We start from the raw sequence: 17,793 nt of genomic DNA on the forward strand, positions 1-17,793 counted from the left end.
CCAGCCCATGCATCCGTTTCAGTACCAGCGCGCCGATAGTGCCGAACAAGCCGTGGCCACGGTGACGAAAAACCCGGCGGCCACTTTCATCGCCGGCGGCACCTCGCACGTCGACCTCCTCAAGGAGGGCGTGTACCGCCCCGGCCTGTTGGTCGACGTGTCGGCGCTGCCCCTGCGGCAGATTACTGCCCACGAGGGCGGGCTGCGCATCGGTGCCGGGGTGTCCAATACTGCCGCGGCGGCTTCGGCCGAAGTGCGGCAGCGCTACCCCGCCGTGAGCGAGGCACTGCTGGCGGGCGCCTCGGTACAGATTCGCAACGTGGCCTCCATGGCCGGCAACCCGCTGCAGCGCACCCGCTGCCCGTATTTCCGCGACCCTACTCAGGCCTGCAACAAGCGGGAGCCGGGCAGCGGCTGCGCGGCCCTCGAAGGCTATAACCACGTGCACGCGCTGTTTGGCGCCTCGGCGGCCTGCGTGGCCACGCACCCCAGCGACGTGGCCGTGGCCCTGGCCGCGCTCGATGCCCGCGTGCAAACCCTTGGTCCGAAGGGCCCGCGCACCATTGCCTTCCCGGAGCTGCACCGCCTGCCGGGCACCACGCCCCACCTCGACACCATACTTGAACATGGCGAGCTGATTACCAGCATCGACCTGCCCGCTTTCACCGGCCGCTCGCACTACCTTAAGGTGCGGGAGCGGGCTTCTTATGCTTACGCACTGGTATCGTGTGCCGTGGCGCTGGAAATGGACGGGCCGAACATTCGGCGGGCGCGGGTAGCGCTGGGGTCGGTGGCGCACAAGCCCTGGCGCGCGACCTCGGCCGAAGCCATGCTCGCGGGCCAGCGGCCCACCGAGCAGCTGTTTCGGGCCGCGGCTGATGCTGCCTTCGCCGAGGCCAAACCTCTTAAACACAACGCCTACAAAGTACCGATGGGCCGCCAGTTGATGGTGCGGGCCCTGCTGGAAACCAGCAGCCTGCAGCCGCTGCAGGGCCCCGCCGGCACTGCCTTTGCGGCCAGCGTGGGCGGCGTGGCCGGCCAGGTGGCGTCGCCCCGCTAACCTGCTCCTTTTTCTAAATTAAAACCTGATATCGATGCTAGCCACTGGAAAACCCCTCGACCGCGTAGACGGGCGCCTCAAAGTCACTGGTGCGGCGCGCTACACCGCCGAGTGGGAGGTGCCGGGCCTGGCCTACGGCGCCATTGTGGACAGCGCCATTGCGCACGGCACGGTGAGTTCCATCGACGTGGGCGCGGCAAAGCGGGCCCCCGGCGTGCTGGCCGTGCTCACCCACGAAAACGCGCCCCGCCTGCAGCCCATTCCCGAGAAGGTGGGAGAAACGCAGTTTCGCGGCGAAGGCGGCATCACCGAAACCCGCCAGCCGTTGCAAAATGCTGCCGTGGAGTACGCCGGCCAGCCCCTGGCCGTGGTGGTGGCCGACACGCTCGAACGGGCCCGGTACGCCGCCACGCTGGTGCGCGTGAGCTACGCCGAGCAGGCGCCGCAGCTGGCCATGGCAACGGCCGGCCGCAAAACCCGGCCCGAGTCGTTTTTGGGCAACAACCAGGAAAAGCTGCAGGTCACCATTGGCGACCCCACGGCGGCCCTGGCGGCCGCGCCCGTGAAGCTGGAACGCGTGTACGAGTCGGCCATCACCCACCACAACCCCATCGAGCAGCTGGCCACCATAGCCCGCTGGGAAAAGCGCAACGGCGCCGACTTTCTAACGCTTTACGACACCACCCGCGGCCTGGAAGTGCTGCAGGAAGTGATGGCCACGTCGTTGGGCCTGCCCAAGGAAAGCGTGCACGTTATCTGCCCGTTCGTTGGCGGGGCGTTTGGGGCCAAGGGCTGGCTGTTTGCTCCGCCGCTTCTCACGGCAATGGCGGCGCGGGTGGTAGGCCGGCCGGTGAAGATTGAGTGGCGCCGGCAAGACATGTTTGCCGTGGCTGGCAAGCGCGCCGCCACCCGGCAAACGCTGGCCCTGGGCGCCACCCGCGAGGGCAAGCTCACGGCCCTGCGGCACGACACGCAAACCCATTCCTCGATTTCCAGCGGCTACACCGAGCCCTGTGCCCGCGTCACGCGCATGATGTATGCCGTGCCGAATATTGGCTTTGCCCACGAGCTGGCCCACCTGCACCTGCCTTCGCCATGCCCCATGCGTGGGCCCGGCGAAACCGTGGGCGGCTGGGCCCTGGAGTGCGCTCTGGACGAGCTGGCCACCGAACTGAACCTGGACCCGGTGGAACTGCGCCTGCGCAACTACGCCGAGCGCAACCCCGAAACCGGCAAGCCCTGGAGCAGCAAGCAGCTGCGGGAGTGCTACGCCCGGGGCAAGGCGCTCATCGGCTGGGACAAGCGCAACCCCAAGCCCCGCTCCATGCGCGAGGGCAGCCAGCTCATTGGCTACGGCATGGCCACCACCATGTACCCGGCCGGCCGCCGCGAGGCCGAGGCCCGCGCTACCCTTTTTGCCGACGGGCGGGCGCTGGTGCAAAGCGCCACCCACGAGCTGGGCAACGGTGCCTACACCATCTTCCGTCAAATCAGCGCCGACGCGCTGGCCCTGCCCGTGGAGCGCGTCCGGTTTGAGCTTGGCGATTCGTCTCTGCCGAAAGCGCCTACCTCCGGCGGCTCCACCACCACGGCCACCGTGGGCCCGGCCGCGCAGGCCGCGGCCCGGGCGGTGTTGGCGGCGCTAACCGACTTGGCCGTGCGCGACGCCCAGTCGCCCTTGTTTGGCGCGGCTGCGGAGGCGGTGGAAGCCCGCGAGGGGCGGTTGGTGCTCAAGGCCAACCCGGCAAAAGGCGAGGAATACGGCGCCATTCTGCGCCGGGCCCAGCGGCCGTCGCTGGTGGCAACGGCCGGGGCCAAGCCGGGCGAGGAGAAGGAAAAGTATTCGTTTTACTCCTTCGGGGCAGTATTTGCCCAGGTGCGGGTCGATGAGGCTAGTGGCTCGATTCGCGTGGCCCGGCTGTGCGCCGTATACGACGTGGGCCGGCTCATGAACCCCAAAACGGCCCACTCCCAACTCATTGGCGGCATAGCCATGGGCCTGGGCGCCACCCTGATGGAGGCCACGCACTACGACCCCCGCAACGGCCGCGCCGTGGTGCGCAACCTAGCCGACTACCACGTGCCCAGCATGGCCGACACGCCCGACATTGCCGTGGAGTGGCTCAACATCCCCGACCCGCACATCAGCGAGCTGGGGGCGCGCGGCATTGGCGAGATTGGCTGCGTGGGCACGCCTGCGGCCATTACCAACGCCGTGTTCCACGCCACGGGCCAGCGCCTGCGCTCGCTGCCCCTCACCCCCGACAAGTTGATGCGGGTATAATTGCGGCAGCGGGCATAGCAAAGCCATGGCCCGCCGGATATGGCCCGGCTTGGGTGAACCGTGTCCAGCGGGCTTAGGAGCCAGAAGTTGCCAGTGAGCGTTTCGCCAGCGCCAGGCCCGCCGCTGGTTTGTAGGCTTCTTCGCCATTGCCCTGACCAATTATCTGTTGACCAACTACCAGGCTTACGTACGGCAACCCCCGCCGCCCGCGTTCTAGGCACTACCCCGGGCCAGTCCCAGGGTAGCGGAAGCAAAAAAAATCACATTCTATCTATTAGTAGCCAAAAGAATCCCCCCGAAGTAAACCGAGCGGGATTCTTTTGGCCAATGGGTAGCCCGGAATATGGTCAAATTCAACCTCCATTCGGCGCTGGCCATGTCCAGCGGCCAAGTGGTTGCCTGCTACAGCACCTCTATTTACCGGACTTTATCACTACGCCGCTGCCCAACGACCGTATCTTCGTTATGCTACCATTGGTGGCGTCCTACTTTGCCGTGTTTGCATGACTGAAGCTGTTGCCCCCATCACCCTACTCCAACGCCTCCGCACCGAAACCCGTCCCAGCCACGATGCCGTGGAGCAGAACGGCTTTGCCCAAAGCATGCGGGCCGGCACCCTGACCCTGGCTACCACGCAGTACTTTCTGGCCAAGATGTATGGCTTTCTGAAGCCCTACGAAGACCGGCTGCAGGAATTTAGCTGGGCACCGGCCTGGGAAATCGAGCGCCGCCTGCGGGCCCACCTAATTTTGTCAGACCTGGAAAGCGGCCCCGATGCGGCCGCGCTGCCGCTGTGCCCAGCCATGCCGCCGCTGCATACCCGCGCCGAGTTATTGGGTGCCATGTACGTGTTGGAGGGCTCCACACTGGGCGGGCAGGTCATCAGCCGGGAGCTGGCCAAGGCAGGCATTTCGGCCCGCACCTACTTCGAAGGCAACCGCGAGCGAACCGGCCCGTTGTGGAAATCGTTTTGCCACCTGCTCAGCGAAGCAGCGGTAGAGGAAGACGACAATGACATCGTGCTATCGGCCCGGCGCACGTTTGAACACTTAGAAGCCTGGCTAAACCACGAATGAGCTTAACCGACGATTCCCTATTACTCACGGCAGTGGACCTGACCAACTGCGACCGTGAACCGATTCACATTCCGGGCTTGGTGCAACCCTACGGGTTTTTGCTCTGCCTCGACCCCAAAACGCGGCGGGTGGTGCAAGCTAGCGAGAACATCGGCGACTTCGTGGGCATCGCGGCCGAGGAGCTGCTGGGCGCGGGCATAGCCCAGCTGCTGGGCGCGGAGCGGGCTGCCGAGGTAGACCAAGTGCTGGGCACCCTCACCGAAACAGCCAAGCTGCTCGGCACTCGACTCGACGAAGTGCCCGGCCAGCCGTTCTACAAGCTCATCATGCACCGCTACGACCAGCTGCTATGGCTGGAGTTTGAGCCGGTGACCGATGCGGCGGCGCCCGCCTTGGACCTGCCGTTTCTCAACGAAGCCATGAGCCAGATGCTCGCCGCCACGGGCGTGCGGGAGTTTTGCCAGTACGCTGTGGAGCAGGTGCGGGCCATCACGGGCTTCGACCGGGTGGCTATTTACCGGTTTGCCGAAGACGAGAGCGGGGAAATCGTGGCCGAGGCCAAGCACCCCGACCTTGATACCTGGCTGGGCCTGCACTACCCGGCCTCCGATATCCCGAAGCAGGCGCGGGCCATGTACCTAAAAAACTGGCTGCGCTTTATTCCCGATGCCCACTACACGCCGGCCCGGCTGGTGCCGGTGAACAACCCCGCCACGGCCCGCCCGCCCGACATGACCTACTCCGTGCTGCGGAGCGTGTCGCCCATCCATTTGCAGTACCTGCACAACATGGGTTCGGCGGCCACCATGACCATTTCGCTGATTAAGGATGGCCAGCTCTGGGGCATGATTACCTGCCACCACCGCACGCCCCGCCTGGTGAGCTACGAGCTGCGCGACCTGTGCCAGTTCATCGGCAAAACGTTTTCGGCGCTGCTCGGCACTAAGGAGCAGCACGACGAGCAGGGCTACCAGCTGCGCATTCGCGAAAACCAGGTGCGGCTGTTCGAACACCTGTCCACCAACGAGAACTTCGTGGAGGGCCTGCACCAGTACTCGCCCACGGTGATGGACGTGTTCGACTGCGGTGGGGCCGCTGTCTGCTTCGACGATGAAATCATCATGCTGGGCACCACGCCCAGCCGCGAGGAAATAGTGCAGGTGCTGGCCTGGCTGCAGGAGCACGCGCCCGACGACGTGTTTCACACCAACTCCTACGCCCAACTCGACCCGGCGGGGCTGAACCTGCGCCCGTCGGCGAGCGGCATCCTGGCCATTTCGCTGGCCGAGGCGCCCGGCAACTACATCCTCTGGTTCCGGCCCGAGGTGATTCAGACCGTAACCTGGGCCGGTCAGAACTCCAAACACGAAGTGCTGGCCGACGGGCAAATTTTCCTCTCGCCCCGGCAGTCGTTTGAGGCCTGGAAGCAGCTGGTTGAAAACACGGCCGTGGCCTGGAAGCCCATGGAGCTGGAAGCGGCCAAAGAAATCCGGCTGCACATTTCCGACCTGCGCCTGAAGGTGTTCAACGAGCTACAGGCCCGGGCCGCCAGCCTGAGCCGCCTCAACACAGAGCTGGAGCGCAGCAACGAGGAGCTGGACTCGTTCGCTTACGTGGCGTCGCACGACCTGAAGGAGCCGCTGCGGGGCATCCACAACTATTCCATCTTTCTGCTGGAAGATTACGCCGACCAATTGGACGCCGAGGGTGTGAGCAAGCTGCAAACCCTGGTGCGCCTCAGCCAGCGCATGGAGGGCCTGATTGAGTCGCTGCTGCAGCTCTCGCGCGTGGGCCGGCAAGAGCTGGCCCTCGAAACCTTCGACATGAACCTGGTGCTGGCCGAGGTGCTGGACCTGCTGGCGCCGCGCTTCGAGCAAACGGGTACCACCGTGACGGTGGACGGCCCGCTGCCTGTAGTGCACGGCGACCCGGTGCGGATACGGGAAGTGTTCAATAATTTGCTCACCAACGCGCTGCGCTACAACGACAACCCTCAGAAAAGGGTGGAAGTGGGCGCAGTGTCCGCCGACCAAATTGAGCTGCTGGCCGGCAAAATCCCGTCGGAAAGCCACGTTTTCTACGTACGTGATAATGGCATCGGCATCGACCCCAAACACCACGACACCATCTTCCGGATTTTCAAGCGGCTGCACGGCCAGGAGAAGTACGGGGGCGGGAGCGGCGCCGGCCTAGCCATCGCTAAAAAGATGGTTGAAAAACATGGCGGCGCTTTGTGGGTTGAGTCTGCCCGGGGAGAAGGGGCCACGTTTTACTTCTCCCTACCACTGTAGCACGCATGAATTCCTTTATTCTCAAGCCCATCCTGGTGGTGGAGGACAGCACCGAAGATTTCACGGCCCTGGGCCGCGTCTTCCGTAAGTATGCCCTGCGCAACCCCGTGCTGCGCTGCGAAGACGGCGACCAGGCCCTGGAATACCTGCAGGGCTATGGCAACGCCGTGGGCTGGCCCCAAACCCTGCCCGCCATTGTGCTGCTCGACCTGAACTTGCCCGGCACCGACGGCCGCACCGTGCTCGACACCCTCAAGCAAGACGCCCGCCTGCACTCCATTCCGGTGATTATTTTTAGTACCTCGTCGAGCGAACGCGACGTGGAGGACTGCTACCGGCTGGGGGCCAACAGCTACCTGACCAAGCCCATTTCCTACGCGGCGCTGGAAGAAAAAATTCGTCTCATTATTCAGTATTGGCTGGAGGCCTCGGAGCTGCCCCTGGCCAACAGGCTCGCCTCGTGAAGAAAATATTACTCGTTGACGACAACGAGCAGGACCGGGTGTTGTACAAACGGTACCTGAGCCGGCACCCCCAGTGCGGCCCAATGGAATTTTACGAGGCTGGGTACGCCGAGGAAGCCTTGGCGCTGTACCAGTCGGTGCGGCCCGACTGCGTGCTGCTGGACTACAACCTGCACGACACCGACGGGCTGACTTTGCTAACGGAGCTCAAGGCCGTTTCGCCGACGGCCGACCACTTGTGCGTAGTGATGATAACCGGCGGCGGCAGCGAGCAACTGGCCGTGCGGGCGCTGAACAACGGGGCCACCGACTACCTCATCAAGCAGCAGTTCGACCAGGAGCTGCTGTGTAAAACGGTGATGTACGCCATCGAGAAAAACGAGTGGCAGCAGCGCCAGACGCAGTACCACGAGCAGCTGCGCAACGTGAATTCTGAGCTGCGGGCTTCCGTGGCGGAGCTCACCGATGCCCGCCAGCAAATCGGGGCACAAAACGCCATGCTCACCACAACCAACGAGGAGCTAGCCACGACCAACGCCCAGCTGGTGCGCACCAACCAAGACCTCGACAACTTCGTGTACAGTGCCTCGCACGATTTGCGGCAGCCGGTTGATAACCTCCGCGGCCTCTTCGATGAGCTACACGCCGAAGCCGTGGTGGCCGACCCGGCCGCCGAGCAAATGTGGCGCTTGTTCGACCAGTCGCTGCAAGCGCTCACCGCCACCATCACGGGCCTGGCCGAGGTGGTGCAGCTGGCCCGACCCGCCGTGCGCGAGCCGTCGGAATCGGTGGCGCTGGCCGAAATAACCCAGCAAGTGCTGCAAACGCTGCACTTGGAAATGGAGGTTACCCAGGCCCGCGTCGAAACCGCTTTTGAGGTGCCAACTCTGCTGTGCGGGCGCAGCCACCTGAACACCATCTTGCTGAATCTGGTGAGCAACGCCCTGAAATACCACCATTCCGAACGTGCGCCTCAGGTGCACATCCGCTCGTACGCGGCCGAGGGCGGGACCGTATTGGAAGTGCAGGACAATGGCCTGGGCATCGACCTGGGTGTGTACCGGCAGGAGCTGTTTCAGCTGTTTCGGCGCTTCCACCCCGACGTTAGCGCCGGCACGGGCGTAGGGCTTTTCCTGGTCAATCGGCTGGTGCAATCCGAGGGCGGCCGCATTGAAGTTGACAGCCAGCAGGGCCTGGGCACCACCTTCCGCCTGTATTTCCCAGCCTGATAGCACGCGAGGATTGGGGCTGCGCTGAGTTGATAAACTAGGGGCGTCTGCTGCGAATCTAATTGGTTTCTAATTCCATGCCTTGGCAGGAGAAGTACCTTTGTAAGATATATTGAAGACCAGTGTGCAACGAGCCGGGGGCGGCTGGGGAAAGCGCGCATTACGTAAGCAAAGCCTATGAAACTGCTATTGGTAGAAGACGAATTGAAAGTAGTCGGGATTCTCAAGATGGGGTTTGAGGAGGAAGGCTACGAAGTGGAAGTGGCGTTCGATGGCAAGGTGGGGCAGCACCTGGCCCTGCAAAACAAGTACGATGTGATTCTGCTGGACATTGGCCTGCCGTACCTGAACGGCTACGAGCTGTGCGAGCAAATCCGTCGGCGCGATGCCACGGTGCCCATCCTCATGCTCACGGCCCTGGGCACGACCGACAACAAAGTGGACGCCTTTCAGGTGGGAGCCGACGACTATGTGGTGAAGCCGTTTGCCTTTCGGGAGCTGCTGGCGCGGGTGCAGGCCTTGGCGCGGCGCGCCTCCCCGAGCACCACGGTGGAGCTGGTGGCCGGCGAACTGGAGCTGAACACGCAGACCAAGGTGGTGCGCCGGGCTGGCCAGCTTATCGCCCTCACGGCCCGCGAGTTTGCCTTGCTGCAGCTGCTGCTGCTGCACAAAAATGAAGTGCTGGCGCGCCCGTTTATCGCCGAGAAAGTCTGGAACCTCTCGTTTGATACTGGCACCAACGTGGTTGATGTGTACATCAACTACCTGCGCGCCAAGGTTGACAAACCTTTCGCTACGCAGCTGATTCAGACGGTGGTGGGCATGGGCTACGTGCTGCGCGACGGGGCCGTGGCATGAACATCCGCACCCGATTAGCGCTCCAATTCACCCTGCTCGTGGCCCTGCTGTTGACCTGCGGGCTGAGCGCTATTTACTACCTGCAGCGAAAGAGCACCCACGACCTGTTTGAGCAGCGCCTAACCGAGCGGGCCCAGCTGACTGCGGCCCTGTACCTGGAGGCCGACGAGCAAAGCTGGGCCGTGACCGAGAAAGTGCGCCAGCGCCTGCTGCACGAGCTGCCCGGCGAAATAATGGGCATCTACGACCAGCGGGGCAACCCCCGCTTTCTGCAGGAGCCCAGCACCCGCTTCCCGGCCAGCCTGCTCGCCCAGCTGCTGCACAAACCCAGGGTGGTGAGCACGGTGGGCGGCCGGCAAACGGTGGGCATTTTTTACAACGACAACCAGGGCAACTTCCGCATTCTGGTGTCGGCCCTGAACGTGACGGGGCAGGACCAGCTGGCCTACCTGCGCCTGGTAATGGCCGCCGTGTTGGTGGTGAGCCTGGGGCTGAGCTTCGGCCTGGGCTGGCTGTTTGCCAAAAGCGCCTTCGAGCCTGTGCGCCTCATTGTGCAGCACGCGCGCCGCATCGGCGTGTCGGACCTGCACCTGCGCGTGCCCGTGGGCAAAAGCCACGACGAGCTAACTGAATTGGCCGAGACGTTTAACCTGATGATACAACGCCTACAGGCTGCTTTTCAGCAGCAGCAAAGCTTCATCTCCAACGCCTCGCACGAGCTGCGCACGCCCCTCACCGCCATGATTGGGGAACTCGACATCACCCTAAACCGCCCCCGCCCGCTGGCCATGTACCAGGAAGCGCTGAGCTCGACCCTAGCCGAGGCGCAAAAGCTCAAGGACATCGTGAACCGCCTGCTCCAGCTGGCGCAGCTCGATGCCAATGAGCTGGACTTGCCGGTGGGAAGCCTGCTCCGGCTCGACGAGGTGTTGTATGCCGCCTGCGAGGAAATATCGGTGACGCATCCCGGCCAGCAAGTGTCCGTCCAGATTGGCCAGCTGCCCGACAACACCGAAGAGCTGACCATACCGGGCGACGAAAACCTGTTTCGCCTGGCGCTGACCAACCTCATCGGCAACGCCTGCAAGTTTTCGGACGGCCGGCCCGTGCTATGCACCCTCAGCTACGAAGGCTCCCGTTTGCTGCTGTGCGTCATCGACCAGGGCATCGGCATTGCCCCGGAAGACCTGGCTCACATCCGACAGGCCTTTTTTCGCGCGGAAAACGCTCGGGCGTTCAGTGGCTTTGGGGTGGGGCTGTCGCTGGCTGTTAAGATTATTGAGCTGCACGGCGGCGCGCTGGAGATTGAGTCAGAGCTGCGTAAGGGTACTACTATGCGCGTGGTGCTGCCGTTGCGGGGGTAGGGGAGGTGAGAGTTCTGGCGGGGTCGGCCTTGAGGGCGCCTCACCCCCCGGCCCCTGCCGTGGCTCCCCCTCTCCGAAAAGGAGAGGGGGAGCCACGGCAGTTTGGTTGGGCTTTGTTTACTACTGCTTAAATGCTAATGATGCTTTTATGGCATCAACAACTTCAGGAAGGGAGGCTAGTACTTGCTCGTTGGAAAAGCGCACAATTCGGTATCCTAATTCAGCGAGCATAGCCGAACGGCCTTGGTCATAGTCCTGCTGCTCTGGTATATCGTGAATGCCGCCGTCGACTTCAACCACCAGCTTCGCACTGATGGCCACGAAATCCACGATGTAGCGGTCAATGCTGTGCTGGCGCCGAAACTTAGCGCCGGCTTGACCACCACGTAACGCTTGCCACAGGGCCTCTTCTCCTTCGGTGGGCTGCCGTCGCATTCCACGCGCCCGCTCTTTGAGTTCAAGCTTGCCGTACTGCCGCTTATCAGCTGTAAACACTTTGTCCTGTGGCAAATAATTCATGCCTAAATATAAGGCATCATCTATATATAAGCTGCCGTGGCTCCTCCTCTCCTTTTCGGAGAGGGGGCCGGGGGGTGAGGCGCCCGCGGAGGGCGAAATATCAGAACTCAAACACTCTACCCCTATAGGGGTATAATCACCCCCACCATCCTCACTCTAATCAGAATCTAATAAGCTTCTAATACAGCTGTAATTTCCTTCCTCCCGTGCTTTAAGACCTTTGTATGACCATTCGGAACACCTCCGTCCTTCATGCAAAAGTACCTGATTTTCAACCTTATTTCTGTTGGTTTCCTCCTCCTGGGGCAGCCGGTTAGCGCCCAGACTACCCTGGCAACGCCAATAACCAGCCCGCTGCCCACCGACACCCTGCGCCTGACACTGGCCGAAGCCGAGCAGCGCTTCCTGAGCACCAACTATGCCTTGCTGGCGCAGAAGTTTAACGTCTCGGCCGCCCAGGCCCAGGAGTTGCAGGCGAGCTTGTTCGACAATCCCGAAATCTCCGTCGAGCGCAACGCCTACAACCCCTACCGCGGCCGCTTTTTCGAATCGAACGAGGAGCGCAAGCAGTGGGTGGCCACTTACCAGCAACTGCTGCTGCTGGGCGGCAAGCGCCGCAAAAACGTGGAGTACCAGCGCCTGGGCACCGAAATCGAAGGCCACAATTTCAACGACTTGGTGCGCACCCTGCAGTACGAGCTGCGCACCGGCTTCGTGCGGCTCTACTACCGCCAGCAAACGCTGGGCGTGTACCAGCAGCAGCGCGAAGCCCTGCAGCGCACCCTCACCATCTACCAGGCCCAGCTCAACCGCGGCAACGTGGCCCTCAAGGAAGTGGTGCGGCTGAAAGCGGCGCTGTTCTCGCTGGAAAGTGAGCGCAAGGAGTTAGTAAACGAAATCAGCGAGCTGCAAGCTTCGCTGAACTTGCTGCTCGGCAACCGCCCGCCCCGCGTGCTGCTGCCGGTGCTGCCCGCCAACCCAGCCACCGGCCTGCGCCTGGCGGCGCTGCCCCTAGCCCAGGCCCTGGAAGTGGCCCGCTCCAGCCGCCCCGACCTGCGCGCGGCCGAAACCACTACGCGCCAAGAGCAGCAAAACCTGCTGGTGCAAAAAGCACTGGCCGTGCCCGACCTCACAGTGGGCGGCCTCTACGACTACAACGGCGCGGTAGGTAAGAACTACACTGGTATCACCGTGGGCATGCCGCTGCCCTTGTTCAACCGCAATCAGGGCAACATCCGGTCGGCGCAGGCCCAGATTCAGGCCAGCGAGCAGGCCCTCAACCAGCAGGCCACGGCCGTGGAAACCGAAGTAGCCGAGGCCTACGCCAAGGCTGCCGAAGCCGAGCGCCTGGCCACCAGCTTCCCCACCGACTACTTCACCGATTTCGATAAGCTGCTCGACGGGGTACTCACCAGCTACCAGCGCAAGGCCATTGGCACGCTCGAGTTCCTCGACTTTCTGGAGTCTTACAAAGACAACATGGTGCAGCTCAACGAGGCCCGCGCCGACCAGCTCAATTCCTTCGAAAACCTCAATCAGCAGCTGGGCCGGCGGGTATTTGCCTGGTAGTGCTGGCCCTGCGGCCGGTCCTCTCTTCAACAGCTTTCTTTTTCAACACCCTCATTATGTTATTATTTGCCCTTATTCGTCAGCCACTGTTTTCCATCAGTTGCATAGCCTTGCTGGCCGCTAGCACCGGCCTGACCAGCTGCACCGATAGCAACAAAGACAAGGCGGCCGTGCCCGAGCCCTCCTTCGTACTGACGGACTCCCTGCTCAGCCGCATCCAGCTGGATACGGTGCGCCAGCGGGGCGTGCGCGACGAGCTGAAGCTCACGGGCAAAGTGACTTACGACGAGGAGCACGTCAACAAAGTATTCCCGCTGGTGAGCGGCATCGTGACCAAAGTAAACGCCAGCCTGGGCCAGTACGTGCAGGCCGGGCAGGTGCTGGCCGAGCTGGAAAGCTCCGACATCGCCAGCTTCCGCAACGAATCGACGGCAGCTGGCGCCACACTGGCAACCGCCCAGCGCAACCTGACCAGCACCCGCGAGCTGTACCAGGGCGGCCTGGCCTCGGAGCGCGAGTTCGAGGAAGCCAAGCAGGAGGTGCTCAAAGCCCGCTCCGAGGTGCAGCGCAACCAGGCCGTGGGCCACATCTACGGCACCAAATCGGTCAGTGGCGCGGCCCGCTACCAGGTGAAGGCGCCCGCTGCGGGCTTTGTGGTGGAGAAAGCCGTGAACCCGCACACGCTCATCCGCCCCGACAACGACGAAACCATGTTCACCATCTCCGACCTGCAGTCGGTGTGGGTGGTCGGCAACGTGTTTGAGGACGACATTGCCCGCGTGCAGCCCGACCAGGACGCCGTAGTGACGACCCTAGCCTTTCCCGGCAAAACCTACCGCGGCAAAGTGGCCAACGCCTACAGCGCCCTTGACCCCGAAAGCAAGGTGATGAAAATCCGCATTCGCCTGCCCAACCCCGGCAATCAGCTCAAGCCCGAAATGTTCGCCAACGTGACGCTGACTTCCATCTCCGATTCGGTGATGGTGAGCGTGCCGTCGTCGGCGCTGGTGTTTGAGCGCAGCCAAAACTTCGTGCTTGTCTTTCACGACCGCAACAACATCGAAACCCGCTCCGTGACGCCCGGCGCCAGTGCCGGCGGCATTACCTACATCCGCACGGGCCTGAAGGCTGGCGAGCGGGTGGTGAGCAAAGACCCCATGCTGCTGTATCACGCGCTGAATCAGTAAAGTTGATTAACGCCCAGGTGGAACCTCACCCCCCGGCCCCCTCTCCCGCGGAGAGGGGGAGCCTGACGATTCAGCCCTGTGCCGCCGTGGCTCCCCCTCTCCGCGGGAGAGGGGGCCGGGGGGTGAGGTTCCCTGGCGCCGCGCTTACTGCAATACACTACTAACCGATTTAAAGTCCAGGGCCAGAAGCTGGTGATGCTCCTTTTTGCAGGGGAGTACCGCGGCTTTCCATTGCGGCCCCGCTTCTGGCGCCTGGCACTAATTCCTACCGCTCTGCCGGGTTTCCTCGCTCGCAAGCGCCTTCCCCTGCCGGGGAAGGCGGCTGGCTGCCAAGCTTTTCCGGCCTCCTGCTTACCTCCTCACTTATGCATAAGTTCATTCAGGGCATCCTGGGCTTCTCGCTGCGCAACCGCTACTTCGTGTTTTTCTGCACGGGGCTGGTGATAATTGCGGGCCTGTATAGCTACAAGCACACCGCCATCGACGCGTTTCCGGACGTAACCAACACGCAGGTCACCATCATCACGCAGTGGCCGGGCCGCTCGGCCGAGGAGATTGAGAAGTTCATTACGCTGCCCATTGAGGTGGCCCTCAACCCGGCGCAGAAAAAGAACAACATCCGCTCCACCACGCTCTTTGGCTTGTCGGTGGTGAAGGTGATTTTCGACGACGAGGTGGACGACGCCTACGCCCGCGTGCAGGTCAACAACCTGCTGCCGGGCGCCGCCCTGCCCGACGGCGTAGAGCCGGAAGTGCAGCCGCCTTACGGCCCCACGGGTGAGATTTTCCGCTACACGCTGGAAAGCAAAACCCGCAACGTGCGCGAGCTTAAAACCCTGCAGGACTGGGTGATTGAGCGCCGCCTGAAAGCCGTGGCCGGTGTAGCCGACGTGAACAGCTTCGGCGGCGAAGTGAAGAGCTATGAGCTGAGCATCAACCCCCGCCGTCTGGAGGCCTACGACATCACGCCCCTGGACGTGTACGAAGCCGTGTCGCGCTCCAACATCAACGTGGGCGGCGATGTGATTGAGAAAAACGGCGCCGCCTACGTGGTGCGCGGCATCAGCCTGCTCACCAAGCTCGACGACATCAACGACATCATCATCAAGAACGTGAACGGCACGCCGCTGCTGGTGCGCAACGTGGCTGAGGTGCATGAGTCGGCGCTGCCCCGACTGGGCCAGGTGGGCCTCGACGGCAACGACGACGTGGTGGAAGGCATCGTGGTGATGCGCAAGGGCGAAAATCCGTCGGAAGTCATTGCCCTCATCAAAGCCAAAATCACCGAGCTGAACGAGAAAATTCTACCCGGCGACGTCAAAATCAAGCTGTTCTACGACCGGGAAGTTCTCATCAACCACGCCACCACCACCGTGCTGCACAACCTGCTGGAAGGCATTTTCCTGGTAACGGTGGTTGTGTTCCTGTTCATGGCCGACTGGCGTACCACCGTCATCGTATCGGTCGTGATTCCGTTGGCCTTGCTGTTTGCCTTCATCTGCCTGCGGCTGAAGGGCATGAGCGCCAACCTGCTCAGCATGGGCGCCATCGACTTCGGCATCATCGTGGATGGCGCGGTGGTGATGGTCGAGGGCCTCTTCGTGACCCTCGACAGCAAGGCCCACAAGGTGGGCATGGAGAAGTTCAACAAGCTCTCCAAGCTCGGCCTCATCCGCAAAACCGGCACCGAGATGGGCAAGACCATCTTCACGGCCAAGCTCATCATCATCACAGCCCTGCTGCCCATTTTCTCCTTCGAGAAAGTGGAGGGCAAGATGTTCTCGCCCCTGGCCTGGACGCTGGGATTCGCCCTGCTCGGTGCCCTCATCTTCACGCTCACGCTCGTGCCGGTGCTGGCCAGCATGATGCTGAAAAAGAACGTGCGCGAAAAGCACAACTACTTCGTGAACTTCGTCACCCGCGGGTCGCTGTCCATCTTTCGACGCATATACCGCCGCAAGGCTCTGAGCTTAATGGTAGCGGGTTTGTGGCTGGTGGTAGGCATCGGCGCGTTTAAGCTGCTGGGTACTGAATTTTTGCCCCAGCTCGACGAAGGTTCCCTCTACGTGCGGGCCTCGCTGCCCATGAGCATTTCGCTGGATAAGTCGGTGGCCATGAGCAACCAGATGCGCGAGTCGCTGCTCTCATTCAAGCAGGTGAAGCAGGTGCTGAGCCAGACCGGCCGCCCCAACGACGGCACCGACCCCACGGGCTTCTACAACGTGGAATTCCACGTCGACACCCATCACACGCCCGAGATGAAAGACCCGGTGTACCGCCAGGCCCTCATCGACAGCATGCAGCAGAAGCTGAACGTGTTTCCGAGTGTGATTTTCAACTTCTCCCAGCCCATTCAGGACAACGTGGAGGAGGCCGTGTCGGGCGTGAAGGGCTCTATTGCCGTGAAAGTGTACGGCGAGGACCTCAACTTCCTAGAAGAGAAGGCCGATGCCGTATTCAAGCAGCTGCAAACCGTGGAAGGCATTGCCGACCTGGGCATTGTGCACGCCGTGGGCCAGCCCGAGCTGCGCATCGACCTAAGCGAGCGGCGCATGGCCCGCTACGGCGTGAGCCCCGCCGACGCCAACGCCGTGGTGGAAATGGCCATCGGCGGCAAGGAAGCCACGCAGTTCTACGACGGCGAGCGGCGCTTCAGCATCCGGGTGCGCTACCTGCCCGAGTACCGCAAAGGCGAGGAGGAAATTGCCCGCCTGATGGTGCCCACCCTGAACGGGGCCAAGATTCCGCTGCGCGAAATTGCCACCCTCACCACGCTCACCGGCCCCTCGCTCATCTTCCGCGACAACACGGAGCGCTTCATCGCCATTAAGTTCTCCGTGCGGGGCCGCGACATGGGCAGCACCATCGAGGAGGCCCAGCGCAAGGTGACGGCAGCCGTGCCGCTGCCGAAAGGCTACGATATAGCCTGGGCCGGTGACTTTGAAAACCAGCAGCGCGCCACCGACCGCTTGGCGCAGGTAGTCCCCGTTTCGCTGCTGCTGATTTTCTTCATCCTGTTCGTCCTTTTCGGTACCATGAAAGACGCCGGACTGGTGCTGCTGAACGTGCCCTTCGCCATCACCGGCGGCATTGCGGCCCTGCTGCTCACGGGTACCAACTTCAGCATCTCGGCGGGCATCGGCTTCATCGCTCTGTTTGGTATCTGTATTCAGGATGGGGTGATTCTCATCACCGTCTTCAAGCAAAACCTGCTGAAAAAGATGCCCCTGGATGCTGCCATTTACGAAGGCGTCACCAGCCGCATCCGCCCCGTGCTCATGACGGCCATGATGGCAGCCATCGGCCTGTTCCCGGCCGCCATCAGCACCGGCATCGGCTCCCAGACGCAGAAGCCGCTAGCCATCGTGGTGATTGGCGGATTGGTGACGTCGACCATTCTTACGCTGTTCATCTTCCCGCTCATCTTCGAGCGCACCCACCAAGGCTACCGCCGTAAGCAGGAAGCCCAGGCGAAGTTGGTCGCTTAAATGGCGGCTGCCGTTGACCCCACCCCCGGCCCCTCCCCTCCGGGAGAGGGGTGCGTTCTAACAGAGCTATCAGCTAACAGCCATTAGCTTTTCGTTTGGCTCCCCTCTCCCGGAGAGGAGGGGCCGGGGGTGGGGTCCAACGACTGGGTGCCTGTGCAATGAACCAAAATCTGCTTTAGGCGGCAGGTAGAGCTTCCTGTTCAATAATTAGAATCGGGTTAACCGCAACCTGAGTGGCCTCAGTGCACTGATGATACCAGCCGACCTAACTACGTTGGACAGTACCCGTTGAGCAGGCGTTGCTGCGGAGCATGTATTCGGGAAGACTGGCTAAAATTTCGGTCCCGAGGCTCACCACTGCCTGCCGCGACTAGACGAGTAGCAACAATTCCCGTACACCACTG

General features: G+C 62.4%; 12 protein-coding genes. 11 read left to right on the forward strand and 1 reads right to left on the reverse strand.

Going from position 1 to position 17,793, the window contains the following annotated elements; all coding sequences use genetic code 11:
* The first annotated feature begins 7 nt into the window (after positions 1-7).
* The 8 genes from BMZ66_RS14200 to BMZ66_RS14235 all read left to right on the forward strand — a co-directional run bounded on the left by BMZ66_RS14200 (position 8) and on the right by BMZ66_RS14235 (position 10,626).
* Positions 8-1,060 (forward strand): FAD binding domain-containing protein, encoded by a 1,053-nt coding sequence (locus BMZ66_RS14200; protein ID WP_092674571.1) that lies wholly within the window; start codon positions 8-10, stop codon positions 1,058-1,060.
* Positions 1,061-1,094: 34 nt separating this feature from the next.
* Positions 1,095-3,344 carry a xanthine dehydrogenase family protein molybdopterin-binding subunit gene (locus BMZ66_RS14205; protein ID WP_092674574.1) on the forward strand — a complete coding sequence of 750 codons (2,250 nt, stop codon included), beginning with the start codon at positions 1,095-1,097 and terminating at the stop codon, positions 3,342-3,344.
* Between the two features lie 503 nt (positions 3,345-3,847).
* Positions 3,848-4,420, forward strand: coding sequence for a biliverdin-producing heme oxygenase (locus tag BMZ66_RS14210; RefSeq protein ID WP_092674578.1), 573 nt, complete (start codon positions 3,848-3,850; stop codon positions 4,418-4,420).
* Positions 4,417-6,711 carry an ATP-binding protein gene (locus BMZ66_RS14215; protein ID WP_092674581.1) on the forward strand — a complete coding sequence of 765 codons (2,295 nt, stop codon included), beginning with the start codon at positions 4,417-4,419 and terminating at the stop codon, positions 6,709-6,711. Before BMZ66_RS14210 ends, BMZ66_RS14215 begins: the two co-directional genes overlap by 4 nt.
* Before the next feature lie 5 nt (positions 6,712-6,716).
* Positions 6,717-7,175 (forward strand): response regulator, encoded by a 459-nt coding sequence (locus BMZ66_RS14220; protein ID WP_092674584.1) that lies wholly within the window; start codon positions 6,717-6,719, stop codon positions 7,173-7,175.
* Positions 7,172-8,404, forward strand: a complete 1,233-nt coding sequence (locus BMZ66_RS14225) for an ATP-binding response regulator (protein ID WP_143080216.1) — start codon at positions 7,172-7,174, stop codon at positions 8,402-8,404. Before BMZ66_RS14220 ends, BMZ66_RS14225 begins: the two co-directional genes overlap by 4 nt.
* A 177-nt stretch (positions 8,405-8,581) precedes the next feature.
* On the forward strand, positions 8,582-9,262 hold the full coding sequence (locus BMZ66_RS14230; RefSeq protein ID WP_092674590.1) for a response regulator transcription factor: 681 nt from the start codon (positions 8,582-8,584) through the stop codon (positions 9,260-9,262).
* A 38-nt stretch (positions 9,263-9,300) separates the two neighbouring features.
* Positions 9,301-10,626, forward strand: a complete 1,326-nt coding sequence (locus BMZ66_RS14235) for a HAMP domain-containing sensor histidine kinase (RefSeq protein ID WP_214607002.1) — start codon at positions 9,301-9,303, stop codon at positions 10,624-10,626.
* Between the two features lie 120 nt (positions 10,627-10,746).
* Here BMZ66_RS14235 and BMZ66_RS14240 read toward each other — a convergent pair whose 3' ends face one another.
* Positions 10,747-11,145, reverse strand: a complete 399-nt coding sequence (locus tag BMZ66_RS14240; RefSeq protein ID WP_092674596.1) for an endonuclease domain-containing protein — start codon at positions 11,143-11,145, stop codon at positions 10,747-10,749.
* Positions 11,146-11,397: 252 nt separating this feature from the next.
* On the opposite strand from BMZ66_RS14240, the gene BMZ66_RS14245 reads away from it, so the two are divergent.
* The 3 genes from BMZ66_RS14245 to BMZ66_RS14255 all read left to right on the forward strand — a co-directional run bounded on the left by BMZ66_RS14245 (position 11,398) and on the right by BMZ66_RS14255 (position 17,389).
* Positions 11,398-12,714 (forward strand): TolC family protein, encoded by a 1,317-nt coding sequence (locus tag BMZ66_RS14245; RefSeq protein ID WP_092674599.1) that lies wholly within the window; start codon positions 11,398-11,400, stop codon positions 12,712-12,714.
* Positions 12,715-12,770: 56 nt separating this feature from the next.
* A complete protein-coding gene (locus BMZ66_RS14250) occupies positions 12,771-13,901 on the forward strand; it encodes an efflux RND transporter periplasmic adaptor subunit (protein WP_143080217.1) in 1,131 nt (376 codons plus the stop codon).
* Between the two features lie 365 nt (positions 13,902-14,266).
* The gene (locus BMZ66_RS14255) at positions 14,267-17,389 is read left to right on the forward strand and encodes an efflux RND transporter permease subunit (RefSeq protein ID WP_092674605.1); all 3,123 of its coding nucleotides are present in this window, start codon (positions 14,267-14,269) and stop codon (positions 17,387-17,389) included.
* Positions 17,390-17,793: the final 404 nt, after the last annotated feature.

The organism is Hymenobacter arizonensis, assembly GCF_900115775.1.
Classification (GTDB): domain Bacteria; phylum Bacteroidota; class Bacteroidia; order Cytophagales; family Hymenobacteraceae; genus Hymenobacter; species Hymenobacter arizonensis.